23 protein-coding genes and 1 pseudogene are annotated in these 18,992 nt (G+C 72.2%); 13 read left to right on the top strand and 11 right to left on the bottom strand.

Annotated elements, in window-relative coordinates:
• The first annotated feature begins 155 nt into the window (after nucleotides 1-155).
• From ACH34R_RS39670 to ACH34R_RS39645, 6 genes are all read left to right on the top strand, one after another.
• Nucleotides 156-521: a hypothetical protein gene (locus tag ACH34R_RS39670; protein WP_397566757.1), complete on the top strand. Its 366-nt coding sequence runs from the start codon at nucleotides 156-158 to the stop codon at nucleotides 519-521.
• A 334-nt stretch (nucleotides 522-855) separates the two neighbouring features.
• Nucleotides 856-2,022 carry an RNA ligase RtcB family protein gene (locus ACH34R_RS39665; RefSeq protein ID WP_397566756.1) on the top strand — a complete coding sequence of 389 codons (1,167 nt, stop codon included), beginning with the start codon at nucleotides 856-858 and terminating at the stop codon, nucleotides 2,020-2,022.
• Nucleotides 2,019-2,624, top strand: a complete 606-nt coding sequence (prfH, locus tag ACH34R_RS39660; protein ID WP_397566754.1) for a peptide chain release factor H — start codon at nucleotides 2,019-2,021, stop codon at nucleotides 2,622-2,624. Before ACH34R_RS39665 ends, prfH begins: the two co-directional genes overlap by 4 nt.
• Nucleotides 2,625-2,678: 54 nt before the next feature.
• Complete coding sequence (locus ACH34R_RS39655) at nucleotides 2,679-2,849, top strand: hypothetical protein (protein ID WP_397566752.1); 171 nt, start codon at nucleotides 2,679-2,681, stop codon at nucleotides 2,847-2,849.
• Nucleotides 2,850-2,953: 104 nt separating this feature from the next.
• Entirely contained in the window at nucleotides 2,954-3,991 is a 1,038-nt protein-coding gene (locus ACH34R_RS39650; protein WP_397566751.1) for an iron-containing redox enzyme family protein, read from the top strand.
• Nucleotides 3,981-5,075 carry a glycosyltransferase gene (locus ACH34R_RS39645; protein ID WP_397566749.1) on the top strand — a complete coding sequence of 365 codons (1,095 nt, stop codon included), beginning with the start codon at nucleotides 3,981-3,983 and terminating at the stop codon, nucleotides 5,073-5,075. Before ACH34R_RS39650 ends, ACH34R_RS39645 begins: the two co-directional genes overlap by 11 nt.
• Here ACH34R_RS39645 and ACH34R_RS39640 read toward each other — a convergent pair.
• The 5 genes and pseudogenes from ACH34R_RS39640 to ACH34R_RS39620 form a co-directional block, all read right to left on the bottom strand.
• A pseudogene (locus tag ACH34R_RS39640) lies at nucleotides 5,039-5,155 on the bottom strand (hypothetical protein); the annotation flags it as partial. The gene ACH34R_RS39645 and the pseudogene ACH34R_RS39640 sit on opposite strands and share 37 nt — an antisense overlap.
• A 56-nt stretch (nucleotides 5,156-5,211) precedes the next feature.
• Entirely contained in the window at nucleotides 5,212-6,417 is a 1,206-nt protein-coding gene (locus tag ACH34R_RS39635; RefSeq protein ID WP_397566747.1) for a cytochrome P450, read from the bottom strand.
• 15 nt (nucleotides 6,418-6,432) lie between these two features.
• Nucleotides 6,433-7,194, bottom strand: a complete 762-nt coding sequence (locus tag ACH34R_RS39630; RefSeq protein ID WP_397566746.1) for an ABC transporter permease — start codon at nucleotides 7,192-7,194, stop codon at nucleotides 6,433-6,435.
• Between the two features lie 9 nt (nucleotides 7,195-7,203).
• Complete coding sequence (locus tag ACH34R_RS39625; protein ID WP_397566745.1) at nucleotides 7,204-8,025, bottom strand: ABC transporter ATP-binding protein; 822 nt, start codon at nucleotides 8,023-8,025, stop codon at nucleotides 7,204-7,206.
• Between the two features lie 20 nt (nucleotides 8,026-8,045).
• Nucleotides 8,046-8,438: a DUF1048 domain-containing protein gene (locus ACH34R_RS39620; protein ID WP_397566744.1), complete on the bottom strand. Its 393-nt coding sequence runs from the start codon at nucleotides 8,436-8,438 to the stop codon at nucleotides 8,046-8,048.
• Between the two features lie 281 nt (nucleotides 8,439-8,719).
• On the opposite strand from ACH34R_RS39620, the gene ACH34R_RS39615 reads away from it, so the two are divergent.
• Nucleotides 8,720-9,319 (top strand): hypothetical protein, encoded by a 600-nt coding sequence (locus ACH34R_RS39615; RefSeq protein ID WP_397566743.1) that lies wholly within the window; start codon nucleotides 8,720-8,722, stop codon nucleotides 9,317-9,319.
• A complete protein-coding gene (locus ACH34R_RS39610; protein WP_397566742.1) occupies nucleotides 9,319-10,476 on the top strand; it encodes a metallophosphoesterase in 1,158 nt (385 codons plus the stop codon). The genes ACH34R_RS39615 and ACH34R_RS39610 overlap by 1 nt, the downstream gene beginning before the upstream one ends.
• Before the next feature lie 15 nt (nucleotides 10,477-10,491).
• Here ACH34R_RS39610 and ACH34R_RS39605 read toward each other — a convergent pair whose 3' ends face one another.
• From ACH34R_RS39605 to ACH34R_RS39595, 3 genes are read right to left on the bottom strand one after another with little or no spacing between them, the layout of a single operon-like run.
• Nucleotides 10,492-11,277, bottom strand: coding sequence for a maleylpyruvate isomerase N-terminal domain-containing protein (locus ACH34R_RS39605; protein ID WP_397566741.1), 786 nt, complete (start codon nucleotides 11,275-11,277; stop codon nucleotides 10,492-10,494).
• Nucleotides 11,274-11,669 (bottom strand): carboxymuconolactone decarboxylase family protein, encoded by a 396-nt coding sequence (locus ACH34R_RS39600; protein ID WP_397566740.1) that lies wholly within the window; start codon nucleotides 11,667-11,669, stop codon nucleotides 11,274-11,276. The genes ACH34R_RS39605 and ACH34R_RS39600 overlap by 4 nt, the downstream gene beginning before the upstream one ends.
• Nucleotides 11,666-12,619 (bottom strand): MBL fold metallo-hydrolase, encoded by a 954-nt coding sequence (locus tag ACH34R_RS39595; RefSeq protein WP_397566739.1) that lies wholly within the window; start codon nucleotides 12,617-12,619, stop codon nucleotides 11,666-11,668. Before ACH34R_RS39595 ends, ACH34R_RS39600 begins: the two co-directional genes overlap by 4 nt.
• Before the next feature lie 53 nt (nucleotides 12,620-12,672).
• Between ACH34R_RS39595 and ACH34R_RS39590 the strand changes: the two genes are divergently transcribed.
• The 4 genes from ACH34R_RS39590 to ACH34R_RS39575 all read left to right on the top strand — a co-directional run bounded on the left by ACH34R_RS39590 (nucleotide 12,673) and on the right by ACH34R_RS39575 (nucleotide 15,334).
• Complete coding sequence (locus tag ACH34R_RS39590; protein ID WP_397566738.1) at nucleotides 12,673-13,353, top strand: TetR/AcrR family transcriptional regulator; 681 nt, start codon at nucleotides 12,673-12,675, stop codon at nucleotides 13,351-13,353.
• Between the two features lie 33 nt (nucleotides 13,354-13,386).
• Entirely contained in the window at nucleotides 13,387-13,830 is a 444-nt protein-coding gene (locus ACH34R_RS39585; protein ID WP_397566737.1) for a hypothetical protein, read from the top strand.
• Nucleotides 13,827-14,150 (top strand): transcriptional regulator, encoded by a 324-nt coding sequence (locus ACH34R_RS39580; RefSeq protein WP_397566736.1) that lies wholly within the window; start codon nucleotides 13,827-13,829, stop codon nucleotides 14,148-14,150. The genes ACH34R_RS39585 and ACH34R_RS39580 overlap by 4 nt, the downstream gene beginning before the upstream one ends.
• 86 nt (nucleotides 14,151-14,236) lie before the next feature.
• A complete protein-coding gene (locus tag ACH34R_RS39575) occupies nucleotides 14,237-15,334 on the top strand; it encodes a pyridoxamine 5'-phosphate oxidase family protein (protein ID WP_397566734.1) in 1,098 nt (365 codons plus the stop codon).
• An 83-nt stretch (nucleotides 15,335-15,417) separates the two neighbouring features.
• Here ACH34R_RS39575 and ACH34R_RS39570 read toward each other — a convergent pair whose 3' ends face one another.
• On the bottom strand, nucleotides 15,418-16,407 hold the full coding sequence (locus ACH34R_RS39570; RefSeq protein WP_397566733.1) for an NAD(P)-dependent alcohol dehydrogenase: 990 nt from the start codon (nucleotides 16,405-16,407) through the stop codon (nucleotides 15,418-15,420).
• Between the two features lie 162 nt (nucleotides 16,408-16,569).
• Here ACH34R_RS39570 and ACH34R_RS39565 point away from each other — a divergent pair, with 162 nt between their 5' ends.
• Nucleotides 16,570-17,271, top strand: coding sequence for a DUF2306 domain-containing protein (locus ACH34R_RS39565; RefSeq protein ID WP_397566731.1), 702 nt, complete (start codon nucleotides 16,570-16,572; stop codon nucleotides 17,269-17,271).
• Here ACH34R_RS39565 and ACH34R_RS39560 read toward each other — a convergent pair.
• Together ACH34R_RS39560 and ACH34R_RS39555 are read right to left on the bottom strand one after the other, a co-directional pair.
• Nucleotides 17,161-17,802, bottom strand: a complete 642-nt coding sequence (locus ACH34R_RS39560; protein ID WP_397566788.1) for a response regulator — start codon at nucleotides 17,800-17,802, stop codon at nucleotides 17,161-17,163. The two genes, ACH34R_RS39565 and ACH34R_RS39560, sit on opposite strands and share 111 nt — an antisense overlap.
• 20 nt (nucleotides 17,803-17,822) lie before the next feature.
• On the bottom strand, nucleotides 17,823-18,992 hold the full coding sequence (locus ACH34R_RS39555; protein ID WP_397566729.1) for a sensor histidine kinase: 1,170 nt from the start codon (nucleotides 18,990-18,992) through the stop codon (nucleotides 17,823-17,825).

The raw sequence follows: 18,992 nt of genomic DNA, 5'->3' as shown, positions 1-18,992 counted from the left end.
GGTCAGGATGCCCCGGACCGCGACGGTGCCGGGCAATCACGCCGGTAAGTCTCGCCCAAGGAAAAGAAACCGGCCCGGCGCGGAATTTTGGCGATTACCGGGCGTACGCCGGGGCGCGGCGAGCAGGAGGGGCGTGGAGAACAAAGGAGACGGTCATGCCGACGTTCAGCAGAACCATCATCCTGTGCTCGATGGCCCTGGCGGCCCTTGCCGTTCCGCAGGGATCGTCCGCCGACGCCCGGGACGCCATCAAGCCCGACCCGTCCCAGGTGGCCCCGGGCGGTTCCGTCGAGGTCACCCTGAGCTGCTCGCCGTCCACCCCGACAGGCATGATCGGCAGCGATCCCGCCCTGAACATCGGAAGCGGCGAGGTGGCACTGACGAACGGCTACACCAGTGTCGTCCTCACGGTGCCGAAGGACGCCCCCAAAGGCCAGTACATGATCTACGGCTACTGCGAGAACGACCCGAAGGCGGAGTCCATCTCCCCATCGGTCGAGTCCACCCTGACGATCGTGTAGCGGTCCGCGCCAGGCGTCACGCGGGTGTGCGCAGGGCCTGGACGGCGGCGGTGATCGATTCCCGGCCGCCGGCCCGTGCGGCCTCGATCAGCCGTGTGCTCGCCCATCCGCTCATCCGCATCTCCTTCCAGCGTGACCGTCACCCGATAAGAGGCCCGCCCCCCGAGAGGATTCATCGTCTCGCCGGAAAATCGGTTGCCCGTGACGGCAGGGCTCGGCCAATGTGGTGTTCATGATGCTCTGACGGACAGCACCCCGCACCCGAAGATGCCACGGCACCGGCTCGTGCCGTGATGCCGCCCGCCCCTCCCCCGCTTCAGCGAAGAGAGCATCCTTGTCTCAGCAGCCCTCCCTGCGATCGGCCACCGTCACCGTGTTCGCCTCGCCCACGAGCTGGATCGAGTCCGACGCCGTCGCGCAGTGCCACCAGGTGGCCGCCCTCGACGGCATGACGCACGTCGCCGCCATGCCGGACCTGCACCCCGGCAAGGGCGCCCCCATCGGCGCGGCCATGACGTCGAGCGTCCTGTACCCGTTGCTGGTGGGCTCCGACATCGGCTGCGGCATCGCCGTGTTCCCCATCGGGCTCAAGCGGGCGGTGCCCGAAAAGCTCGCCGCCCGGTTCCCCGACCTCGATCGCGCGCTCGACCCTGAGGAGGATGCCGACGATCCCGCCTGGGCCGTGGTGCGGGGCGACATTCCCGCCGGTCACGTCGAGGGGCTGGGGACGGTCGGCCGGGGCAACCACTTCGTCGAGCTGGCGCGGATCGGTTCGGTCTTCGAGGCCGGCCACGCCGACCGGCTCGGCCTCGCCGCCGGTGATCTGGTCCTCGTCGTCCACAGCGGCTCCCGGGGGCTGGGCGAGCGCATCCTGCGGGCGCACACCGAGGTCCACGGCGCGGGCCCGGCCCCCGATCCCGGCGCCTACCTGGCGATGCACGACGAGGCCGTACGCTGGGGATCGCTCAACCGGCGGCTGCTGGCCGCCCGCGTCGCCCACGCCCTGGGGGCACGGCCCACCGAGCCGATCGTCGACCAGTGCCACAACCTGGTCGAGGTCCGCGACGGGAGCTACCTGCACCGCAAGGGGGCGGCCCCCGGCGACGGCCGCGACGTGCTCATCGCGGGCACCCGGGGCACCCCTTCCTACCTGGTGGCCGCGCACGCGGGGCCGGACGCCGGCCATTCCGTGGCGCACGGCGCGGGCCGCAAGATGTCGCGCGCCGACGCCCTGCGCCGTGGGCGGGCCAAGCACACGGTCGAGGAGCTGCGCCGCACACCGATGGGGTCGCTGGTGGTCTGCGGCGACCGGCAGTTGCTCTTCGAGGAGGCGCCGGGGGCCTACAAGCGCATCGAGCAGGTGATCGCCGACCTGGTCGAGTACGGCCTGGCCACGCCCGTGGCCACCACGATCCCGCTGGTCACCTACAAGACCCCCGACCTCGGCTCGTCGCCCCGGCGAGACCACCGGGAGCGCCGGCGCAAGGGCGGGCGGCCGTGAGCGTCCACCTGCTGCTGTCGGCCGGGCGCGGCCCGCAGGAATGCGCCTGGGCGGTGGCCCGGCTCGCGCATCGGCTGGAGGCCGACGCCACCCGGCGGCGGCTTGCGACCCATCGGGCCGAGACCGTGCCCGCTGACCGGCCCGGCACCTACCTGTCGGTGCTCATCCGGATCGAGGGCGATGACGCCGAGGCGTTCGCCGCCTCGTGGACCGGCACGCTCTGCTGGCAGGCCCCCAGCCCGTACCGCGCCACCAGCCGCAAGAACTGGTACGTCATCGCCCGGCCGTGCCAGGTGGACGTCCCGCGCACGACGTTCGCGGAGGCGGACGTCGATGTCGTCGCCTGCCGTACCGGCGGCCCCGGCGGTCAGCATCGCAACAAGGCCGAGACGGCGGTGCGGGCGACCCACCGGCCCACCGGGATCGTCGTCGTGGTCGACACCGAGCGCCAGTACACCCTCAACCGCCGCATCGCGATGCGGCTGCTGCGCCGGCGCATCGAGCACGGCGACGAGCTGGCGGAACGCGCCGCCACCTCCGCCCGCAGGCACATCCACGACGAGCTGGTACGCGGCGACCCCACCCGCGTCGAACGCCCGTAGGCGGGTCGTATCGTTCGCACGCCAGATCCGTGCCGGGCCGGGTAGCGGGGCGGCATGAGCGAACGGGCGATCGCGGTGATCGGGATGGGGCCGCGGGGCCTGTCGGTGCTGGAACGCCTGCTGGTGCGGCTGCGCGCCACCTCCCGTCGCGACAGCGGTGGCCGCCGCTCTGCTCTCCCCTTCTTGAGGGTCGTTGATCGGGCCGGGCGGTTTGGCGGGGTGTGACCTGGGCAGGCGACGGCGACGAACGTGGGGACATCTGGAGGGCAAGTGGCGACGTCAGGCGTATGTGGTGGTCGTGGCGCCGCGCAGGGCGTACGGGGCCGGTGATGCGTCTTCCGGCCGCCCGCGGTCCGATCACCGCGGGGCTGTTCGCCCGCCTGGTCCGTCCGCCGGGCGAGCTGGACCCGCCGCCGGTCACGCAGGCGGGGGCCTCGGCGCTCGACGACGGCGATCTCCAGCTCGCCCTCTTCGCCTGCTACGAGCTGCACTACCGCGGGTTCGACGACGTGGACGACCGCTGGGAGTGGGAGCCGTCGCTGCTGGCCGCCCGCCGTGAGCTGGAGGGGGCCGTGCAGTCGGCGCTCGCGGCCGTCGTACCGCGGCCACCGGCCGTGCCGCCGGATCGGGTGCGGCGCGCGCTGACCGAAGTCGTCGCCGCGGACGCGGCGAGCGGCCCGTCGCTGGCGGCCTGCCTCCAGCGCGAGGGCGACCTTGAGCGGTTCCGCGAGTTCGTCGTTCACCGCTCGATCTACCACCTCAAGGAGGCCGACCCGCACACCTGGGCGATTCCGCGCCTGTACGACGGCCCGAAGGCGGCCCTGGTCGAGATCCAGGCCGACGAGTACGGCGGAGGGCGGGCCGAGCGCATGCACGCCACGCTGTTCCGCACCACCATGACCGGCCTCGGCCTGGACGACTCCTACGGCGCCTACCTGCCGCGGGTGCCCGGGATCACGCTGGCCGTCTCGAACGTCATGTCGCTGTTCGGGCTGCACCGGCGGCTGCGCGGCGCCCTGGCCGGGCACCTGGCGGCGCTGGAGATGACCTCCTCGCTGCCCAACCGCCGCTACGCCCTGGCCCTGCGGCGGCTCGGCGGCGACGCGGCCACCGCCCGCTTCTACCACGAGCACGTCCAGGCGGACGCGGTACACGAGCAGGTCGCCGCGCACGACCTGTGCGCCGGTCTCGCCGCCCAGGAGCCGTCGCTGAGCGGTGACATCCTGTACGGCGCCGCCTGCGCCCTGGCCGTCGAGCGCCGCTGGGCCGAGCATGTGCTGGGGTGCTGGCGGCGGGGCGTGACCTCACTCGAAGGCGTCACCTCACTCGAAGGCGGCTCGTCCGAAGGGAGCCGCCATGCCGGGTGAGCTGGACTATGTCCTCCCGCTGCGCTGGGAGGACGACGCCGGCCTCGACGAGCTGACCGGCTACCTGCGCATGCTCACCCGGCACGCCCGGGTGATCGTCGTGGACGGCAGCCCGCCCGCCCTGTTCGCCCGCCACGCCCGCCGCTGGCGCGGCCTGGTGACCCACGTACGCCCCGACCCCGTCCTCGATCATGCCAACGGCAAGGTGGCCGGGGTGACCACCGGGCTGCGGCTGGCCAGGGCGGAGCGGGTGGTGATCGCCGACGACGACGTACGCTACGACCGGGCGGCGCTGGCCGCCGTGTCCGCGCTGCTCGCCCGCGCCGACCTCGTCCGGCCACAGAACCACTTCCACCCGCTGCCCTGGCACGCCCTGTGGGACACCTCCCGCACCCTGCTCAACCGCAGCCTCGGCGCGGACTACCCGGGCACGTTCGGCATCCGCCGCGCCTTCTTCGAGAAGATGGGCGGCTACGACGGCGATGTTCTTTTTGAAAACCTCGAGCTGATCCGCACCGTACGCGCACACGGCGGCACCGAGGCCCGCCCGCTCGGCCTCTACGTGCGCCGCCTGCCGCCGGACACCGCGCGGTTCTGGGGGCAACGCGTGCGGCAGGCGTACGACGACCTCGCGCAGCCCCTCAGGCTGGGGATGTTCCTGGCCGTGCTCCCGGCGGTGGCGGCCACGGCGCTCCGGCGGCGGTACGCGCCCCTGGCCGCGGGCGCGATGGTGACCGTCGTCCTGGCCGAGGCCGGTCGCCGCCGCGCCGGAGGCCGCCGGGTCTTCCCCTGGACGGCGTCGCTGTTCGCACCCGTCTGGGTGCTGGAGCGGGCCGCCTGCGCCTGGGCGGCCGTGGCGGCGGCGCTGCGGGGCGGGGTCCGGTACTCGGGCCGCCGGCTGCGGGTCGCCGCGCATTCCGGCCGGACGCTGCGGCGGCGGGCTCAGCTCGGCGGGTCCGGCTCGCCTGCGGCGCGAAACCCGATCACCTTGTGCGAGCCGTCGCAGAACGGCTTGGTGGCGGAGGCCCCGCAGCGGCACAGCGCCACGGTCGCCCGCCCCGGCTCGACGACCGCCCCGTCCTGAGTCACCACCGAGAACGTCCCCCGGACCAGCAGCGGACCGTCCTCACAAAGGGTCACCGTCGCCCCCGCCTCACTGTCCATCAGCCCCACCTGCCCCCAGGTCAGCGCGGGAAACGACGCCTCAGGCGCCCTGGTGGTCACGCGTCCCAGGTGACCGGGAGGCTCTTGACCCCGTAGATGTCCGCCTGCTCCGGGCGCAGCGGGACCTCTTCGGCCGGTACGGCCAGGCGCAACGTGGGGAACCGGTTGACCAGCGCGGGGAAGGCCACCCGCATCTCCACGCGGGCGAGCTGCTGCCCCAGGCACTGGTGGACGCCGTGGCTGAAGGCCAGGTGGCCGCCGTTCTGCCGCCGGAGGTCGAGCCGGTGCGGGTCGGGGAAGCGCTCGGGGTCGCGGTTGGCGGTGTTGAGGGAGAAGACGACCGTCGTACCGGCCGGGATGGTGTGCCCGCCCAGCTCGATGTCCTCCAGCGCGACCCGCTGGAACTGCTTGGCGACGCTCAGGTACCGCAGCAGCTCCTCCACGGCCTGGTCGGCGATCGCCGGGTCGGCGCGCAGCGCGGCCAGTTGCTCCGGGTGCTGGAGCAGTGCGAACGTGCCCAGCCCGATCATGTTGGCGGTGGTGTCCAGCCCGGCGGCCATCAGGATCAGCGCGATGCCCTTCAGCTCCTCATCGTCCAGGTCGCCGTCGGTGAGTTCGCTGAGCACGTCGTCGGTCGGGTTGGCGCGCTTGGCGACCACGAGTTCCGCGAGGTAGTCCGTGGTGGCGGTGTAGGCCGCCATCAGCTCCTCGTCGCTGGTCTCCCCGCTGTGGAACTTGTCGACCCGCTCCTGGAAGTAGTCGCGGTCCTCCTCCGGCACGCCCAGCAGCTCACAGATCATGATGCCGGGAATGGGCTTGGCGAACGCGGCCACCAGGTCCGTCGGCGGGCCGGCCTTCTCCATGGCGTCCAGCCGCTCGGCGGTGACCTGCTCGACGCGTTCGGTGAGCAGCCGCATCCGCCGTACGGTGAACTTGCCCACCAGCGGCTTGCGGTAGCGGCTGTGCCGGGCCCCGTCCATCATCAGGAACTCACCGGGCGGAGCCGGCGGGACCTCCATGCCGCCGTAGTCGACGGTCGGGTGGTGGATCATCAGCTCCCTGCGCGAGCTGAACCGGGAGTCGGCCAGCACCGCGCGGACCAGGTCATAACCGGTGACCAGAAAGCCCTGGTGGCCGTCGGCGAAGGTGAGGCGGCTGATCGGGCTCTGCTCGCGGGCCTCGATGAAAGCCTTGGGCGGGTCGAAGGGACAGCCGGGCTGACGCTCGGTAGGCATCGCGGCGAGGGTGTGTTCAACGGTCATTTTCAATCCTCCGAGTCAGGAGATCTTGCGACGGTAGGTGTTCATGGCGAAGAAGTACGCGACGACGAGGATGCCGACGCACCAGGCCAGGGCGGTCCAGATGCCCGTGCCGACCGGCTGCTCAGTGAACAGCGCGCGGATGGTGTTGACGATGGAGGTCACCGGCTGGTTCTCGGCGAAGGCGCGCACCGGGCCGGGCATGGTGCCCGTCGGCACGAACGCCGAGCTGAGGAACGGCAGGAAGATGAGCGGATAGGAGAACGCGCTCGCGCCGTCCACGGACTTCGCGGTCAGACCCGGGATGACGGCGATCCAGGTCAGTGCGAGGGTGAACAGGATCAGGATGCCGGCGACCGCGAGCCAGGCCGCCATTCCCGCGCTTGAGCGGAAACCCATGAGCAGGGCGACGAGCACGACGACCACCAGCGAGATCAGGTTGGCGACCAGCGAGGTCAGCACGTGCGCCCACAGGACGGACGACCGCGAGATCGGCATCGACTGGAATCGCTCGAAGATGCCGCTCTGCATGTCCATGAAGAGCCGGAACGCGGTGTAGGCGATGCCCGAGCCGACCGTGATCAGCAGAATGCCGGGCAGCATGTAGTTCACATACGAATCCGAATTCGTTCGGATCGCGCCGCCGAACACGTAGACGAACAGCAGCATCATGGCGACCGGCATGATCGTGGTGGTGATGATGGTGTCCGCGCTGCGCGAGATGTGGCGCAGGGATCGCCCGAGCAGGAGACCGGTGTCACCGAAAAAATGACCCCTCATTTTCGTTCCTTACCTTTCCGCGCCGCTCTGCGCCGGCTCTGAGTTCGCCGTCTTTTCGTGCTTGCCGGTGGGGCCGACGAGCGTGAGGAAGATCTCTTCGAGGGTCGGCTGCTTTTCGACGTATTCGACCTTGGCGGGCGGAAGCAGCTTCCGGAGTTCTTCGAGGGTGCCGTTCACGATGATCCGGCCCTCGTGCAGGATCGCGATCCGGTCGGCGAGTTGTTCGGCCTCGTCCAGGTACTGCGTGGTGAGCAGCACCGTCGTGCCGCGGTCGGCGAGTTCTTTGACGGTCTGCCACACCTCGATGCGCGCCTGGGGGTCGAGCCCGGTCGTCGGCTCGTCGAGGAAGATGATCGGCGGGTCGCCGATCAGGCTCATCGCGATGTCGATGCGGCGGCGCATGCCGCCGGAGTACGTCGAGACCCTGCGTCCGCCCGCGTCGGTCAGCGAGAAACGGGCGAGCAGGTCGTCCGCGATCCTGCCCGGGTCCTTGAGCCGCCGCAGTTTGGCGACCAGCACGAGGTTCTCCCGCCCGGTGAGGATTTCGTCCACCGCCGCGAACTGCCCGGTCAGGCTGATCGACCCGCGCACCTGCGCGGCCTGGGTGGCGACGTCGAAGCCGTTCACGCGGACGGTCCCCGCGTCGGCCTTGAGCAGTGTGGACAGGATCCGCACGGCCGTGGTCTTGCCCGCCCCGTTGGAGCCGAGCAGGGCGAAGATGCCGCCCCGTGCCACGTCGAAGTCCACACCGCGGAGCACCTGGAGCGTCTTGTACGACTTCTTCAGGCCCTTTATCTGGATGGCCGGCCCTTTGGCCTGGTCGCCTCTCATCTGGATATCCGTTCTCTCGTTCAGATCTCGTCGCCCGCGGCGCCATTGATGGCCTTGGTCAGCCGCTCCCGTTCCCGGCTGATCCACTGACCGTCCGGGTAATTGCGCAGGAACTCCTCGGCGAACTCCACGGGGTCGTTCCCGACGACTTCGCGGATGGGGGTTCCGTCCGCCGCGCTCTGCTCGAAGAGATCCGCGAGATCTTCCAGCATCACCAGCAGGCTTTCCGATTCGGCCGGGCCGAAGTGCAACATGTACCGCTGTAGCGCTTCGACCGTGGCACGCTGGCCGTCGGGGAGCTGTTGCACGCGTGCCTTGTACTGCCTGTAGCGCTTTTTTTGTTCGAGCGGCCCGGTGACCATTTCCAGGTAATGCCGGTAGCCCCGCCGGGGCTCGCTCTGCTCTGTGGCCATTCCCAGCTCTCCAGCTACTCGGTATTGCTAGCTACTGGTACATAGTAACACTGAATAGCAGCAGCGCAAGCCCCCCCGTTGCGCTGGAGGAGGAGGGCATCGGGTTCATGGCATCCACCATCACCGACCGCCCTGACACCGGACCGTCGCCGTGCTGACATGGCCACCGGTCGTACGTCGAGCGTGGTGCGGCGGGTGGCCGCCGGGTGCGCCCAATGATGTAGCGCGCCCGTCATCGTCCGGCGGATGTGGGCCGAAACGGGCGGCGCGAGCATGGCCGCATGCGTTCGGAACAAGTGACGGCCGGCTCCATCGGCGGCCCCGCCGTCCGCCGTAAGGCGTGGTACGCGACCCCGCGGGTACGCAGGCCGGTCCTGCTGCTCCACGTCGTCTCGTCGGTCGGCTGGCTCGGGCTGAACCTGGGCGTGCCCGCCCTCGCGATCATCGGCATGACGACCGGCGACCCCGAGGTGCAGCACGCCGTCTACCGCGTGCTCGGCCTGCTCGGTGACCTGTACCTCATCCCGCTGAGCCTGACCGCCTTCACCACCGGCGTCCTGCTGTCCCTGATGACCTCCTGGGGACTGCTGCGGCACTACTGGGTGATCGCGAAGTTCGCGCTGACGCTGATCGCCGTCGTCCTCATCCCGACCTCGCTGCTGCCGGGGCTGCACGCGGCGGCCGAGGCGGTGGCGAGCGCGCCGCCCGGGACGTTCGCCGCCGTCCCCCGGGGCGGCGTGGGCCAGGTCGGCGCCGGTTTCGTGTCCACCGCGATGTACCTCACCTGCGCGGTCCTGTCGATCTACAAACCGTGGGGCCGGACGGCCTTCGGCAGACGCCGGCTCGCGCTGTCCGGCGCGGGCCGCGCCGGGAGCCTGTGATGTCGGTTCCGTGGTGGGTGTGGCCGCAGTCGGTGGCCTGGACCCTGGCGCACGTCTACTTGTGGGCCCGCCTGGTGCGCGCGACCACGGCACCCCGCTCGCGCGGTCGCCGCGCGGGGACGGTGGCCGCGCTGCTGCTCGGCGCGTTGGTCCCGGCGACGCTGATCGCGACGAACGCGCTGGACCCCGCCCTGTCCCGGTGGCTCGCCTGGCCCGGCTACACCTGGTACGGGCTGGCGCTGTACCTGGTCATGGTGCTGCTGGTGAGCGAGCCGATCCGGCTGGCGGCGACCGTACGACGGCGGCGGCGCGCCGCGACCGTACCGGCGAGCGCCGCCGGCCCGACCCGGCGTCTGGTGCTGGAGCGTTCGATCGCGGCCGTCGCGGGCGTGGTCGCCACCGGCACGGTCGGGTACGGCATGGCCACCGCCCTCGGGCCGCCGCGCCTCGACCATGTCACCGTGCCACTGCGCCGGGGCGGCCGGGCGGTGAACGGCTTCCGCATCGCGCTGGTCGGCGACGTCCACCTCGGGCCGATGCTCGGCAGGGCCCACGCACAGCGGATCGTCGACCTGGTCAACGGCACGGGAGCCGACCTCGTCGCGATCGTCGGCGACCTGGCCGAGGGCGGCGTCGAGTACCTCGCGGACGCCGCCGCCCCCTTGCGCGACCTGCGCAGCCGCCACGGCAGCTATTTCGTCACCGGCAACCACGAGTACATCTCCGGTGCCGATGCCTGGGTGGAGGAGCTGCGCGAACTGGGCGTCCGTCCGCTGCGGAACGAGCGCGTCGAACTCCCCGGCTTCGACCTCGCCGGTGTCAACGACCTCACGGGACAGGAGCAGGGCGACGCGCCGGACTACGCCCGCGCCCTGGACGGACGCGACCCCGCCCGCCCGGTCGTCCTGCTCGCGCACCAGCCGGTACAGGTACGCGAGGCGGCGCGGCACGGCGTGGACCTCCAGTTGTCCGGACACACCCACGGCGGCCAGGTGATGCCGCTCACCTTGCTCACCGCACTCACCCAACCGGCCCTCGCCGGCCACGCCCGGTACGGTGACACCCGGCTCTACGTCACCCGGGGAACCGGCTTCACCGGCCCACCGATCAGAGTCGGCGCACCCCCGGACATCACCATCGTGCGACTGGCCACGTAAAACTCGTCCCGAGAGTCAGTAGCCGGGGAAGACGCCGCGGAGCAGGTCGAGGTCGGCGGCGCCTGTGGCCGCGACGTTCGCGGGGGTGTGCGATGGTCCGAGGCGGCCGGCCACGAGGCGGAGCCAGGCTTCGGCGGGCAGGGTGAGGGTGCCGTCGGGCCTGTCGGGGACGTCGAAGTCCACGCTGATCCGGTCCAGCAGGCGCAGCGCGAAGACCGACGCGGGCTCGGTCGTGGTGACCGTGATCACCGCGCGCACCCCCTCGGCCGGCCTGCCGATCCAGCCGATCATGTCGGGTTCGCCGTGCAGGAGTTGCCCGGCGGTGCCGGGGTCCAGCGCCGGGTGCGCGTCGAAGCCGGCGCGTACGTCCCACGAGTGCAGGGCCAGCTCGCTCAGCCGCAGCCGGGCCGAGGTCGGCACGTCCACCGGGGCGGGCAGGAAACCCATGTCGATGCGCAGGGTCTCGCGGGTGGCCGCGTCCAGTGATTCATAGAGCGCGACCAGGGCCTCACCGGCCTGGAGGAACCCGTCGGCACGCCCCCTGCGGGTCATGCCGTTCCAGGTCCGCCAGATGGCCTCCATCTCCTCGCGCCCCGGCTTCGATCCATCGCCGAGCGCGGCCAGCACGGTGGCCCGGGTGATCTCGGCACCGCTGCCCAGGTGGCCCAGCACCTGCGAGACGTCCCATTCGGCCGCGCCGGACGGCCGCGCCAGAGCGGCCTCGTCGAACGCGCGCACAAGTACGGCCAGGCGGTCGTGCTCACCGCGCAACGCGGCGATCACCGGGTCGGAACCGCTCATGAGTTCTCCTCTTCCGCGATGGTGTGGACGGTCTCCATGGCCAGCGAGGCCCGGGGGTAGCCGATGTAGCCGGCCAGCAGCGTCATCAGGGCGGTGAGCGCGTCGTCGTCGAGCCCGTGCTCGCGGCCCAGCCGCAGGTGGGTGCGCAGGCGGTCGCCGGAGACGCCCTGGGCGGCCAGGGCGGTGATGATGGCCACGCTGCGGTCGCGCCCGGTGAGGGCGGGGTGCGACCAGGCGGCGCCACCGGCGGCGTGCAGCGCCTCCTCGGCGAAGGCCGCGCCCACCCGCGCGGTGAACGCGGCGGATACCTCCCCCTCGGGCATACCGAAGATCCTGGCATAGGCGGCGATACCGCGCTCCCGCCACCCGTCCGCCTCCATCCGATCCGTCATCGCCCGGCGCCGTGGTAGAAGGCGCGCGCGGCGAGGCCGATCCATTCGGGGCGTTCCCAGGTGGCCCAGCGGGCGCGGGCGTCGGTGTCGAGCGCCGCCGCCGTCTCGTCGGCGGACGCGCCCGCCGCGCGCAGCCGCGCGACCTCCTCGTGGACATGGCCGAGGTAGTCGCGGACGTCGCGGATCAGCGAGGTGCCGGCCACCTCGCCGTGGCCGGGCACGACGATCTCCGCGTCGAGGGCGACCAGCTCGTCCAGCACGCTCATCCAGCGCACGCCGTCCACGTCCACGTCGAACGGCGGGAAGTACGGCACGATCGGGAAGATCCGGGTCTCGAACAGGTCGCCGCCGAACAGCACCCGGTCGTCGATCAGGATGACCTGGTCGGAGGCCGTGTGCGCGGGCCCGACGGCGCGCAGCGCCGCCGTGCGCCCGCCCAGGTCGATCTCGGCCGTGCCCTCGTAGACCAGGTCGGGATCGACGAGTTCGGCATAGTGCAGTTCGATCTCGGCTGCGGGGCTCAGCCCCTTGAACATGTCGAGGTAGCCCGCGCCCTTGCGGCGCAGTTCGTCGCGCTGGCCGGTGTTGTAGACGATCGTCGCGGCCCCCTTGAACGCTTGCGCGCCGAACCCGTGCTCGGGGTGGAAGTGCGTGACGGTCAGGTACAGACGGCGCTCGCCCGCGAGGCGGCGGGCCTGCTCCAGGACGTACGCGCCGTTGCGGGGACCGAGGCCGGTGTCGATGACCAGCGCGGAGTGCTCGCCCACGACGATGCCGATGTTCGGGACCAGCTCGACGCGGCCGTCGGGGATGACGTACACGCCCTCGGACACCTCGACGGGCTCACCCCGCACGATCGGCGGCGGGCTCGTGCTCACGTCGGGCGGGTCGCGATGGTCTGCGGGCGGGGAGTCGGCCGGGCACATGATCACATACTCCAATCTGAACACTGTTGAGATAATGGCGAGCCTAGCAGAGATCTGAGCGGCGTTAAGATGGCCCGGTGGCAAAAGGGCGATATCACCATGGCGATCTGCGCAGCGCACTGCTGGACGCCGCCGAGACACTCGTACGCGAGCGCGGAGCCGACGACTGGTCCCTGCGGGAGGCGTCGGCGCGGGTCGGCGTCAGCCCCAGCGCCGCCTACCACCACTTCGCCTCACGCGACGCGCTGGTCCGCGCCCTGTCCGAACGTACGCTCGCCTGGCTCGGAACGCGGCTCGGCCAGGAGTGTGAGCATGTGGCGGGCCAGGCAGACGACCCGCAGCGCCGCCTGATCGCCCTCGGCCGCGGCTATGTGACCTGGGCGCTCGACGACCCGGCCATGGCCAGGCTCGTCCTGCGCGGCGGTGCCACCGGCCCCGACTCCGCCATCTCCCCCCACCCGCACGACGTGCTCTCCGCCGAACTCGACCGGCTCGCCGAGGCCGGCGACCTGCCGGCTTTCACGCGTCCCGGCGCGGAGTTCGTGTTGTGGGCGGCGATCCACGGGCTGGCCGTACTGCTCGCCGACGGCCTGGTACGCATCGACGACCCGGCGGCGGTCGATGCCCAGACCGAGCGCGTGGTCCGCGCCGCGCTCAACGGCCTGGCCCGGGAGACCTCCCCGGCGGCGGACCGCCAGGCGGCGCGCTCGGCCCACACCGAACGCCTGGCCCGCCGGACCGCCGGCGAACCCCATTGACTTTCCACATCGGAAAGTGCTTGACTTTCCACCATGGAAAGCAACGGTGCCGACAGCCTGTCCGTCATCGCCCAGGCCCGCGCGGCCCTCGCCGACCGGCTGATCATCCCGTGGTGGTACCACACGGCTCTCGGGCTGCTGCTCGCCGGTTGCGTTCTCGTGATCGGGCTCGGCCACACCGCGGTCAGGATCGGGGGCATCGTGCTGCTCCTGGTCGGCTGCGCCGCGCTCACCGAGGTCTACCGGCGGCTGACCGGGGTCTGGGTGTCCGGCGGCCACGCGGGCCCGCCCGGCCGGTGGGTCGGCGCGATGGGCGTGGTGACGCTCTCCGCGATCGTCGCGGCCTTCGGCATCGTGGCCTGGACCGGGCAGCGCTGGCCGGTGTGGTGCCTGGCCGGTGCGGTCTTCGCCGCCATCGTCGTGATGGGCCGGCGGTTCGCCGCCGCGCTGCGGGCCCACCTGAAGGCGGGCGCATGACCGAGCGCTTCGACGAACTCGTCCACGCGCCCAACCGGCTGCGGATCTGCGCGCTGCTCGCCGCCTCGACCACCGCCGAGTTCGGGACGCTGCGGGACATCCTCGGCGTGGCCGACTCGGTGCTCAGCAAGCACCTGAAGGCGCTCCAGGACGCCGGTTACGTCACCATCTCCAAGCCGACCGGCCGCGGCCGGGTGAAGACCTGGGTGAGCTTCACCGCCAAGGGCCGGCGCGCCTATGCCGGACATGTCGCGGCGCTCAAGGCACTTCTCGACACTCCCGCCATCCCCGTCGGATTCCCCGAGCCCGCCCCGGAGTGAGGCCGGCCCCGTAACGCGCCGCCCGGGAGCGTCCACCCGCCTGCCCCGGCGGTTGTTCGCCCATGCCATTGAAAGGTCTCAACGTCATGCGTACCACTTCTACGGCGACCATGAACCGGATCACGACCACCGACCGTCTCGAATCGATCATCGGCCATCCGGCGGCGCTCGTGCTCAAGAAGGAACTGGCGGAGCTGGACGAGGCGTCCCGGTACATGCTCGCCATCGCGCCGCTGGCTGGCTTCGGCTACCGCGACGCCGGCGGGCGGTCCCGGACGACCGTGGTCGGCGGCAGGCCCGGCTTCGCCGAGGTCGAATCGCCGACGCGGATCGCCTTCGCCTCCGATGCCGAGGCGTCGGGCCCGGTCTCCTTCGTCTTCCTGCTGCCCGGCGTCGGCGAGACGCTCCGGGTCAACGGCACGGTCGCCGAGCGCACCCCCGGCCGGATCGTCGTCGCCGTCGCCCAGGCGTACGTCCACTGCGCGCGGGCGATCCTCCGGTCCCGGCTGTGGGACCCGGTCGTCCCCACGGTGTCCATTCCGGCCATCGCCGACGGGCCGCTGTCCGGCGCGGGCGTCGCCGGGTTCCTGGCGGCCACGCCGTTCATGGTCATCTCCACCGGGGACCGGGACGGCGGCGCCGACACGAGCCCGCGCGGTGACACGCCGGGGTTCGTCAGCGTGCTCGACGGGCACACGCTGGCCATCCCGGACCGGCGCGGCAACAAGCGCGCCGACACCTCGCACAACCTGCTCACCGACGACCGGATCTCCGCCGCGATCCTCGTGCCCGGCCGCACCGACGTGCTGCACCTGAGCGGCACCGCCGTGGTCACCGACGATCCGGAGCTGCGGGCGGCGATGGCGCTGGGCGGCGTCGTCCCGCAGACCGCGCTGGTCGTCAGCGTCGAGCGCGCCGAAGTACGGCACAACGGGGCCGTCGCCGCCGCGAACGTCTGGGACCGCGCGAACCGCGCCGGCACGGCCACGGTGTCGGAGCTGATGGCGCTACAGACCCGGCAGCTCGGCGGCGAGAAGCCGGTGCTGCGCCGGCTGGCCGGTTGGCTAGGGGCGTTCGCCCGGCCGATCCGGTGGGTCTTGGACCTCACGTACCGCCGCGCGCTCCGGAAGGAAGGCTACGGCGACGGGCCTCGGCGTCCCCCCGGCCCGACTGCTGCGCGGTGATGTCCACGGCACCGTCGAGGACGGCGGCGTGCTCACCTGCGTCTCCTATCCGCTGACCCACACCGAGGTGGCGATGGGCCCGGTCATATCGTGACGATGACCTTGCCCGGCGCATGTCCCTCCTCCACGTACCGGACCGCCGCCCGCAGGTCCTCGAACGGGTAGACGCGGTCGATCACCGGCCGGACCCTGCCGTCCGCCATGAGGCCGGTCAGCTCCAGCAGGTTGCGCCGGTCGTCCGGGTACCGCACCACGTCCGCCAACGCCGCCTTCTGGGACGCGAACGCCGACGCCGCCATGATCGCGAACATCCGCCCCGCCGGTTGCAGCCAGCGGCCGGCCGCGCCGCCGATCAGCACGCACACCCCCTTGCGGGTCAGCACCCTGCGGCACTCCCGGAACGACCGGTCGCCCGCGACGTAGAGCAGCACGTCGTACCGTTCGCCGTTGCGGGTGAAGTCCTCCTTCGTGTAGTCGATCACCTCGTCCGCGCCCAGCGACCGCACCAGATCGGCGTTCCTGCCGCTGCACACGGCGGTGACGTGCGCCCCATACGCCTTGGCGACCTGCACCGCGAACGTCCCCACCCCGCCGGAGGCCCCGTTGACCAGCACCCGCCGCCCGGGCTCGACCCGGCCCACCTCGCGTATCGCGATCAGCGCCGTACTGGCCGCCAGCGGGACCGCCGCCGCCTCCTCGTACGACGCCGACGCGGGCTTCGCCGCCAGATGCCGCTCCTGAACGCAGGCGTACTCCGCGAACCCGCCGCCCTCCGGCGGCATCCCGAACACCTCGTCGCCCGGCCCGAACTCCGTCACGCCCGGCCCGACCGCCTCCACCTGCCCGGCCACGTCCGCCCCGAGGATGGTGATCTTCGGTACGCGCAGCCCGAGGAAGCCGGGCATCAGGCGGGAGAAGTAGGGCTCGCCGCGCATGAGGTGCCAGTCCCAGGGCTGGACGGAAGTGGCGCGCACCCGCACCAGGACCTCGCCGGGGCCGGGGGTCGGCCTGGCCACATCGCTGAGCTGGAGGGCCTCGGGCGAACCGTACGAACGCAGGACGTACGCCTTCATCGTGATCTCCTTCACGCTGCCGGAATCGACAAGCCCGAGTGTGCGGCCGGACTTCGGCGGGCGTAACGGCCGAAGGTACGACGTCTGAACCGGCCGATCGGCTCATCGGGATCGGGCCGTTGGGGTGATGAGCCGCGAGGCCGCCGCGACGACCATCAGGGCATGGACAATCACGGCACCGCACGCGGGCGGCTCGTGCCCGCCGGGCTCATCCTGCTCGTCCTCGTCCCCGTCCTCGCGGGCGGCGCCCGCCTGGCGGGGGTGCGGGGCGGGACGGAGATCCCCGTCCCGCTCATCGTGCACATCGTGGCCGCGACCTGCTACGGCGTGGCGGGGGCTTTCCAGTTCGCGCCCCGGTTCCGGCGGCGCAGGCCGGGGTGGCACCGCGCGGCCGGGCGGGTCCTGGTCGCCTTCGGTCTCGCGAGCGCGCTGTCGGGGGTGTGGCTGACACTGCCGCCCGCCGGGGAGGGGCCGCTCGTGGCGTTCCGGCTGGTGTTCGGGTCGGCCATGGCCGGCTGCCTGGTACTCGGCGTCGCCGCCGTCCGCCGCCGCGACATCGGCGGGCACCGCGCGTGGATGATCCGGGCGTACGCGATCGGGGCCGCCGCCGGGACGCAGGCGTTCACGCAGGCCGTCTGGATCGCCGCCTACGGCCCGCCCGGCGCGCTCACCCGGGAGCTGCTGGTCGGCGCGGGCTGGGTGATCAACGTGGCGGTGGCCGAGTGGGTCATCCGCCGCGGGCGGGGCCGCCGCTCAGCGCGGCACCCGGTCGGTCTCGTACGCCCACATGGCGATCTCGACCCGGTTGCGGACGCCGAGCTTGGTCATCAGGCTGGCGACATGGCTTTTCACCGTGCTCAGTGAGATGTGCAGCTCGTCGGCGATCTCGTTGTTGGTCCGCCCCCTGGCCACGGTCAGCAGGATCTCCTCCTCGCGTTCGGTCAGCGGCTCGATCGGCTGCGCCCGGGGCCCGGCCGGGCCGTTGCCCGCGAACGCCGCCAGCAGCCGCGCGGTGATGCTCGGGGCGATCAGCGCGTCCCCGCGGGCGGCGGCGCGCACGGCCTGGGAGAGCAGGTCGGGCCCGGCGTCCTTGAGCAGGAAGCCGCGGGCCCCGGCCCGGAGCGCGGCGTAGACGTACTCGTCCAGGTCGAACGTGGTGATGACCACGACGGCCATCGGGTCGGCCACGCCGGGCCCGGCCAGCCGGGCGGTGGCCTCGATGCCGTCGCAGCGCGGCATGCGGATGTCGAACAGGCACACGTCGGGCCGCAGCCGCCGGGCCAGCTCGACGGCCCGCAGCCCGTCGCCGGCCTCGGCCACGACCTGGATGCCGGGCTGCGCGTCGAGGATCATCCGCAGCCCGGTCCGCGCGATCTCCTGGTCGTCCGCGACCATCACCCTGATGTCACCGCTGGTCACGTGGGGGCTCCCGTCCGGGGCAGTACGGCGGTCACGGTCCAGCCGCGACCGGGGTTGGGGCCGGCCTCGCAGGTGCCGCCGAGCAGCCCGGCGCGTTCCATCATGCCGAGCAGGCCGTACCCGGAGGCCGCGATGGGACGCCCTGCGGTGCTGTCACCGTCGTCGGTCACCCGCAGCAGCACCGACGTCTCCTCCGCCGCCACGCTGACCTCGATCCGGGTGGCGTGCCGGGCGTGCCGCCGGGCGTTGGTGACCGACTCCTGGGCGATGCGGTAGATCGCCGCGCCGACGGACGGTGGCACGCCGTCGAGGTCGCCCTCGATCTCCACCTCCACGGACGGGCCGGTACGCGGCCGGTCGGCGAGCTGTTCGAGGTCGGCGAGGTGCGGGTTCGGCGCCATCTCCAGCGGCGCGGACGCGGCGTCCCGGCGGAGTACCAGCACCATCGCCCGCATCTCGGCGAGCGTGCGGGACGCCTCGGCCTCGATCACCCGCAGCGCGGCCACGGCGGCGTCGGCGGCGGTGTCCGGGTCGGCCGCCGCCGTGGCGATGCCCGCCTGCGCCCTGATCGCCATCGCCGACACGTGGTGGGCCACGGTGTCGTGCAGGTCGCGGGCCAGTTGCTCGCGTTCCAGCAGCTTGACCTGGTCGAGTTCGCGCATCCGGGCCCCCGCCCGGTACCGGAACGTGCCGCCCAGCGCCGCCGCCGCGAACACCACGGTGAACGCCCCTGCGATGTCCCCCGCCACGAGCCGACCGGCGACGGCGGCGGCCACCACCGTGCCGCAGATCAGCACCAGCCCGGCCAGCGCCTCCCGCCCGGACCCCCACCGGCACAGCGCGTACAGCAGGATCAGCATGTACGCCATCGACGACATCTCCGCCGGATCGGCCCCGGTCAGGAGCTGGATCGCGGCCGTGCCGACGACGGGGACGGCGAGGCCGGCCAGCGGCCTGGTACGCCGCCACAGCAGCGTCACCAGCATGACCAGCGGAAAGATCACCGACAGCGGGCGCCACTGGAGGTCGGTCCGCAGCACGCCTTCCAGCACGATCACCGGCACGAGCAGCCCCACCAGCGCCCAGTCCCGCCACACCCGCCGCGGGGGCCGGGGCGGGCGGGGCTCGGTCCACAAGGAGCGGAGAAGGCCCTGCACGCCCCTCAT

This window comes from Spongiactinospora sp. 9N601, from assembly GCF_044326295.1.
In the GTDB taxonomy this organism is placed as follows: Bacteria; Actinomycetota; Actinomycetes; order Streptosporangiales; family Streptosporangiaceae; genus Spongiactinospora; species Spongiactinospora gelatinilytica.
This window is presented reverse-complemented; position numbering and strand designations above follow the sequence as displayed.

Excerpts from the sequence above, each read along its gene's own strand:
- ACH34R_RS39655 (WP_397566752.1), top strand. The coding sequence starts at position 2,679 with ATGAGCGAACGGGCGATCGCGGTGATCGGGATGGGGCCGCGGGGCCTG.
- ACH34R_RS39560 (WP_397566788.1), bottom strand. The coding sequence starts at position 17,802 with ATGGTCGCGGACGACCAGGAGATCGCGCGGACCGGGCTGCGGATGATC.
- ACH34R_RS39575 (WP_397566734.1), top strand. The coding sequence starts at position 14,237 with ATGCGTACCACTTCTACGGCGACCATGAACCGGATCACGACCACCGAC.
- ACH34R_RS39625 (WP_397566745.1), bottom strand. The coding sequence starts at position 8,025 with ATGAGAGGCGACCAGGCCAAAGGGCCGGCCATCCAGATAAAGGGCCTG.
- ACH34R_RS39630 (WP_397566746.1), bottom strand. The coding sequence starts at position 7,194 with ATGAGGGGTCATTTTTTCGGTGACACCGGTCTCCTGCTCGGGCGATCC.
- ACH34R_RS39620 (WP_397566744.1), bottom strand. The coding sequence starts at position 8,438 with ATGGCCACAGAGCAGAGCGAGCCCCGGCGGGGCTACCGGCATTACCTG.
- ACH34R_RS39600 (WP_397566740.1), bottom strand. The coding sequence starts at position 11,669 with ATGACGGATCGGATGGAGGCGGACGGGTGGCGGGAGCGCGGTATCGCC.
- ACH34R_RS39635 (WP_397566747.1), bottom strand. The coding sequence starts at position 6,417 with ATGACCGTTGAACACACCCTCGCCGCGATGCCTACCGAGCGTCAGCCC.
- ACH34R_RS39555 (WP_397566729.1), bottom strand. The coding sequence starts at position 18,992 with ATGAGGGGCGTGCAGGGCCTTCTCCGCTCCTTGTGGACCGAGCCCCGC.
- ACH34R_RS39605 (WP_397566741.1), bottom strand. The coding sequence starts at position 11,277 with ATGAGCGGTTCCGACCCGGTGATCGCCGCGTTGCGCGGTGAGCACGAC.
- ACH34R_RS39645 (WP_397566749.1), top strand. The coding sequence starts at position 3,981 with ATGCCGGGTGAGCTGGACTATGTCCTCCCGCTGCGCTGGGAGGACGAC.
- ACH34R_RS39585 (WP_397566737.1), top strand. The coding sequence starts at position 13,387 with ATGGAAAGCAACGGTGCCGACAGCCTGTCCGTCATCGCCCAGGCCCGC.
- ACH34R_RS39565 (WP_397566731.1), top strand. The coding sequence starts at position 16,570 with ATGGACAATCACGGCACCGCACGCGGGCGGCTCGTGCCCGCCGGGCTC.
- ACH34R_RS39580 (WP_397566736.1), top strand. The coding sequence starts at position 13,827 with ATGACCGAGCGCTTCGACGAACTCGTCCACGCGCCCAACCGGCTGCGG.
- ACH34R_RS39650 (WP_397566751.1), top strand. The coding sequence starts at position 2,954 with ATGCGTCTTCCGGCCGCCCGCGGTCCGATCACCGCGGGGCTGTTCGCC.
- ACH34R_RS39670 (WP_397566757.1), top strand. The coding sequence starts at position 156 with ATGCCGACGTTCAGCAGAACCATCATCCTGTGCTCGATGGCCCTGGCG.
- ACH34R_RS39570 (WP_397566733.1), bottom strand. The coding sequence starts at position 16,407 with ATGAAGGCGTACGTCCTGCGTTCGTACGGTTCGCCCGAGGCCCTCCAG.
- ACH34R_RS39610 (WP_397566742.1), top strand. The coding sequence starts at position 9,319 with ATGTCGGTTCCGTGGTGGGTGTGGCCGCAGTCGGTGGCCTGGACCCTG.
- ACH34R_RS39615 (WP_397566743.1), top strand. The coding sequence starts at position 8,720 with ATGCGTTCGGAACAAGTGACGGCCGGCTCCATCGGCGGCCCCGCCGTC.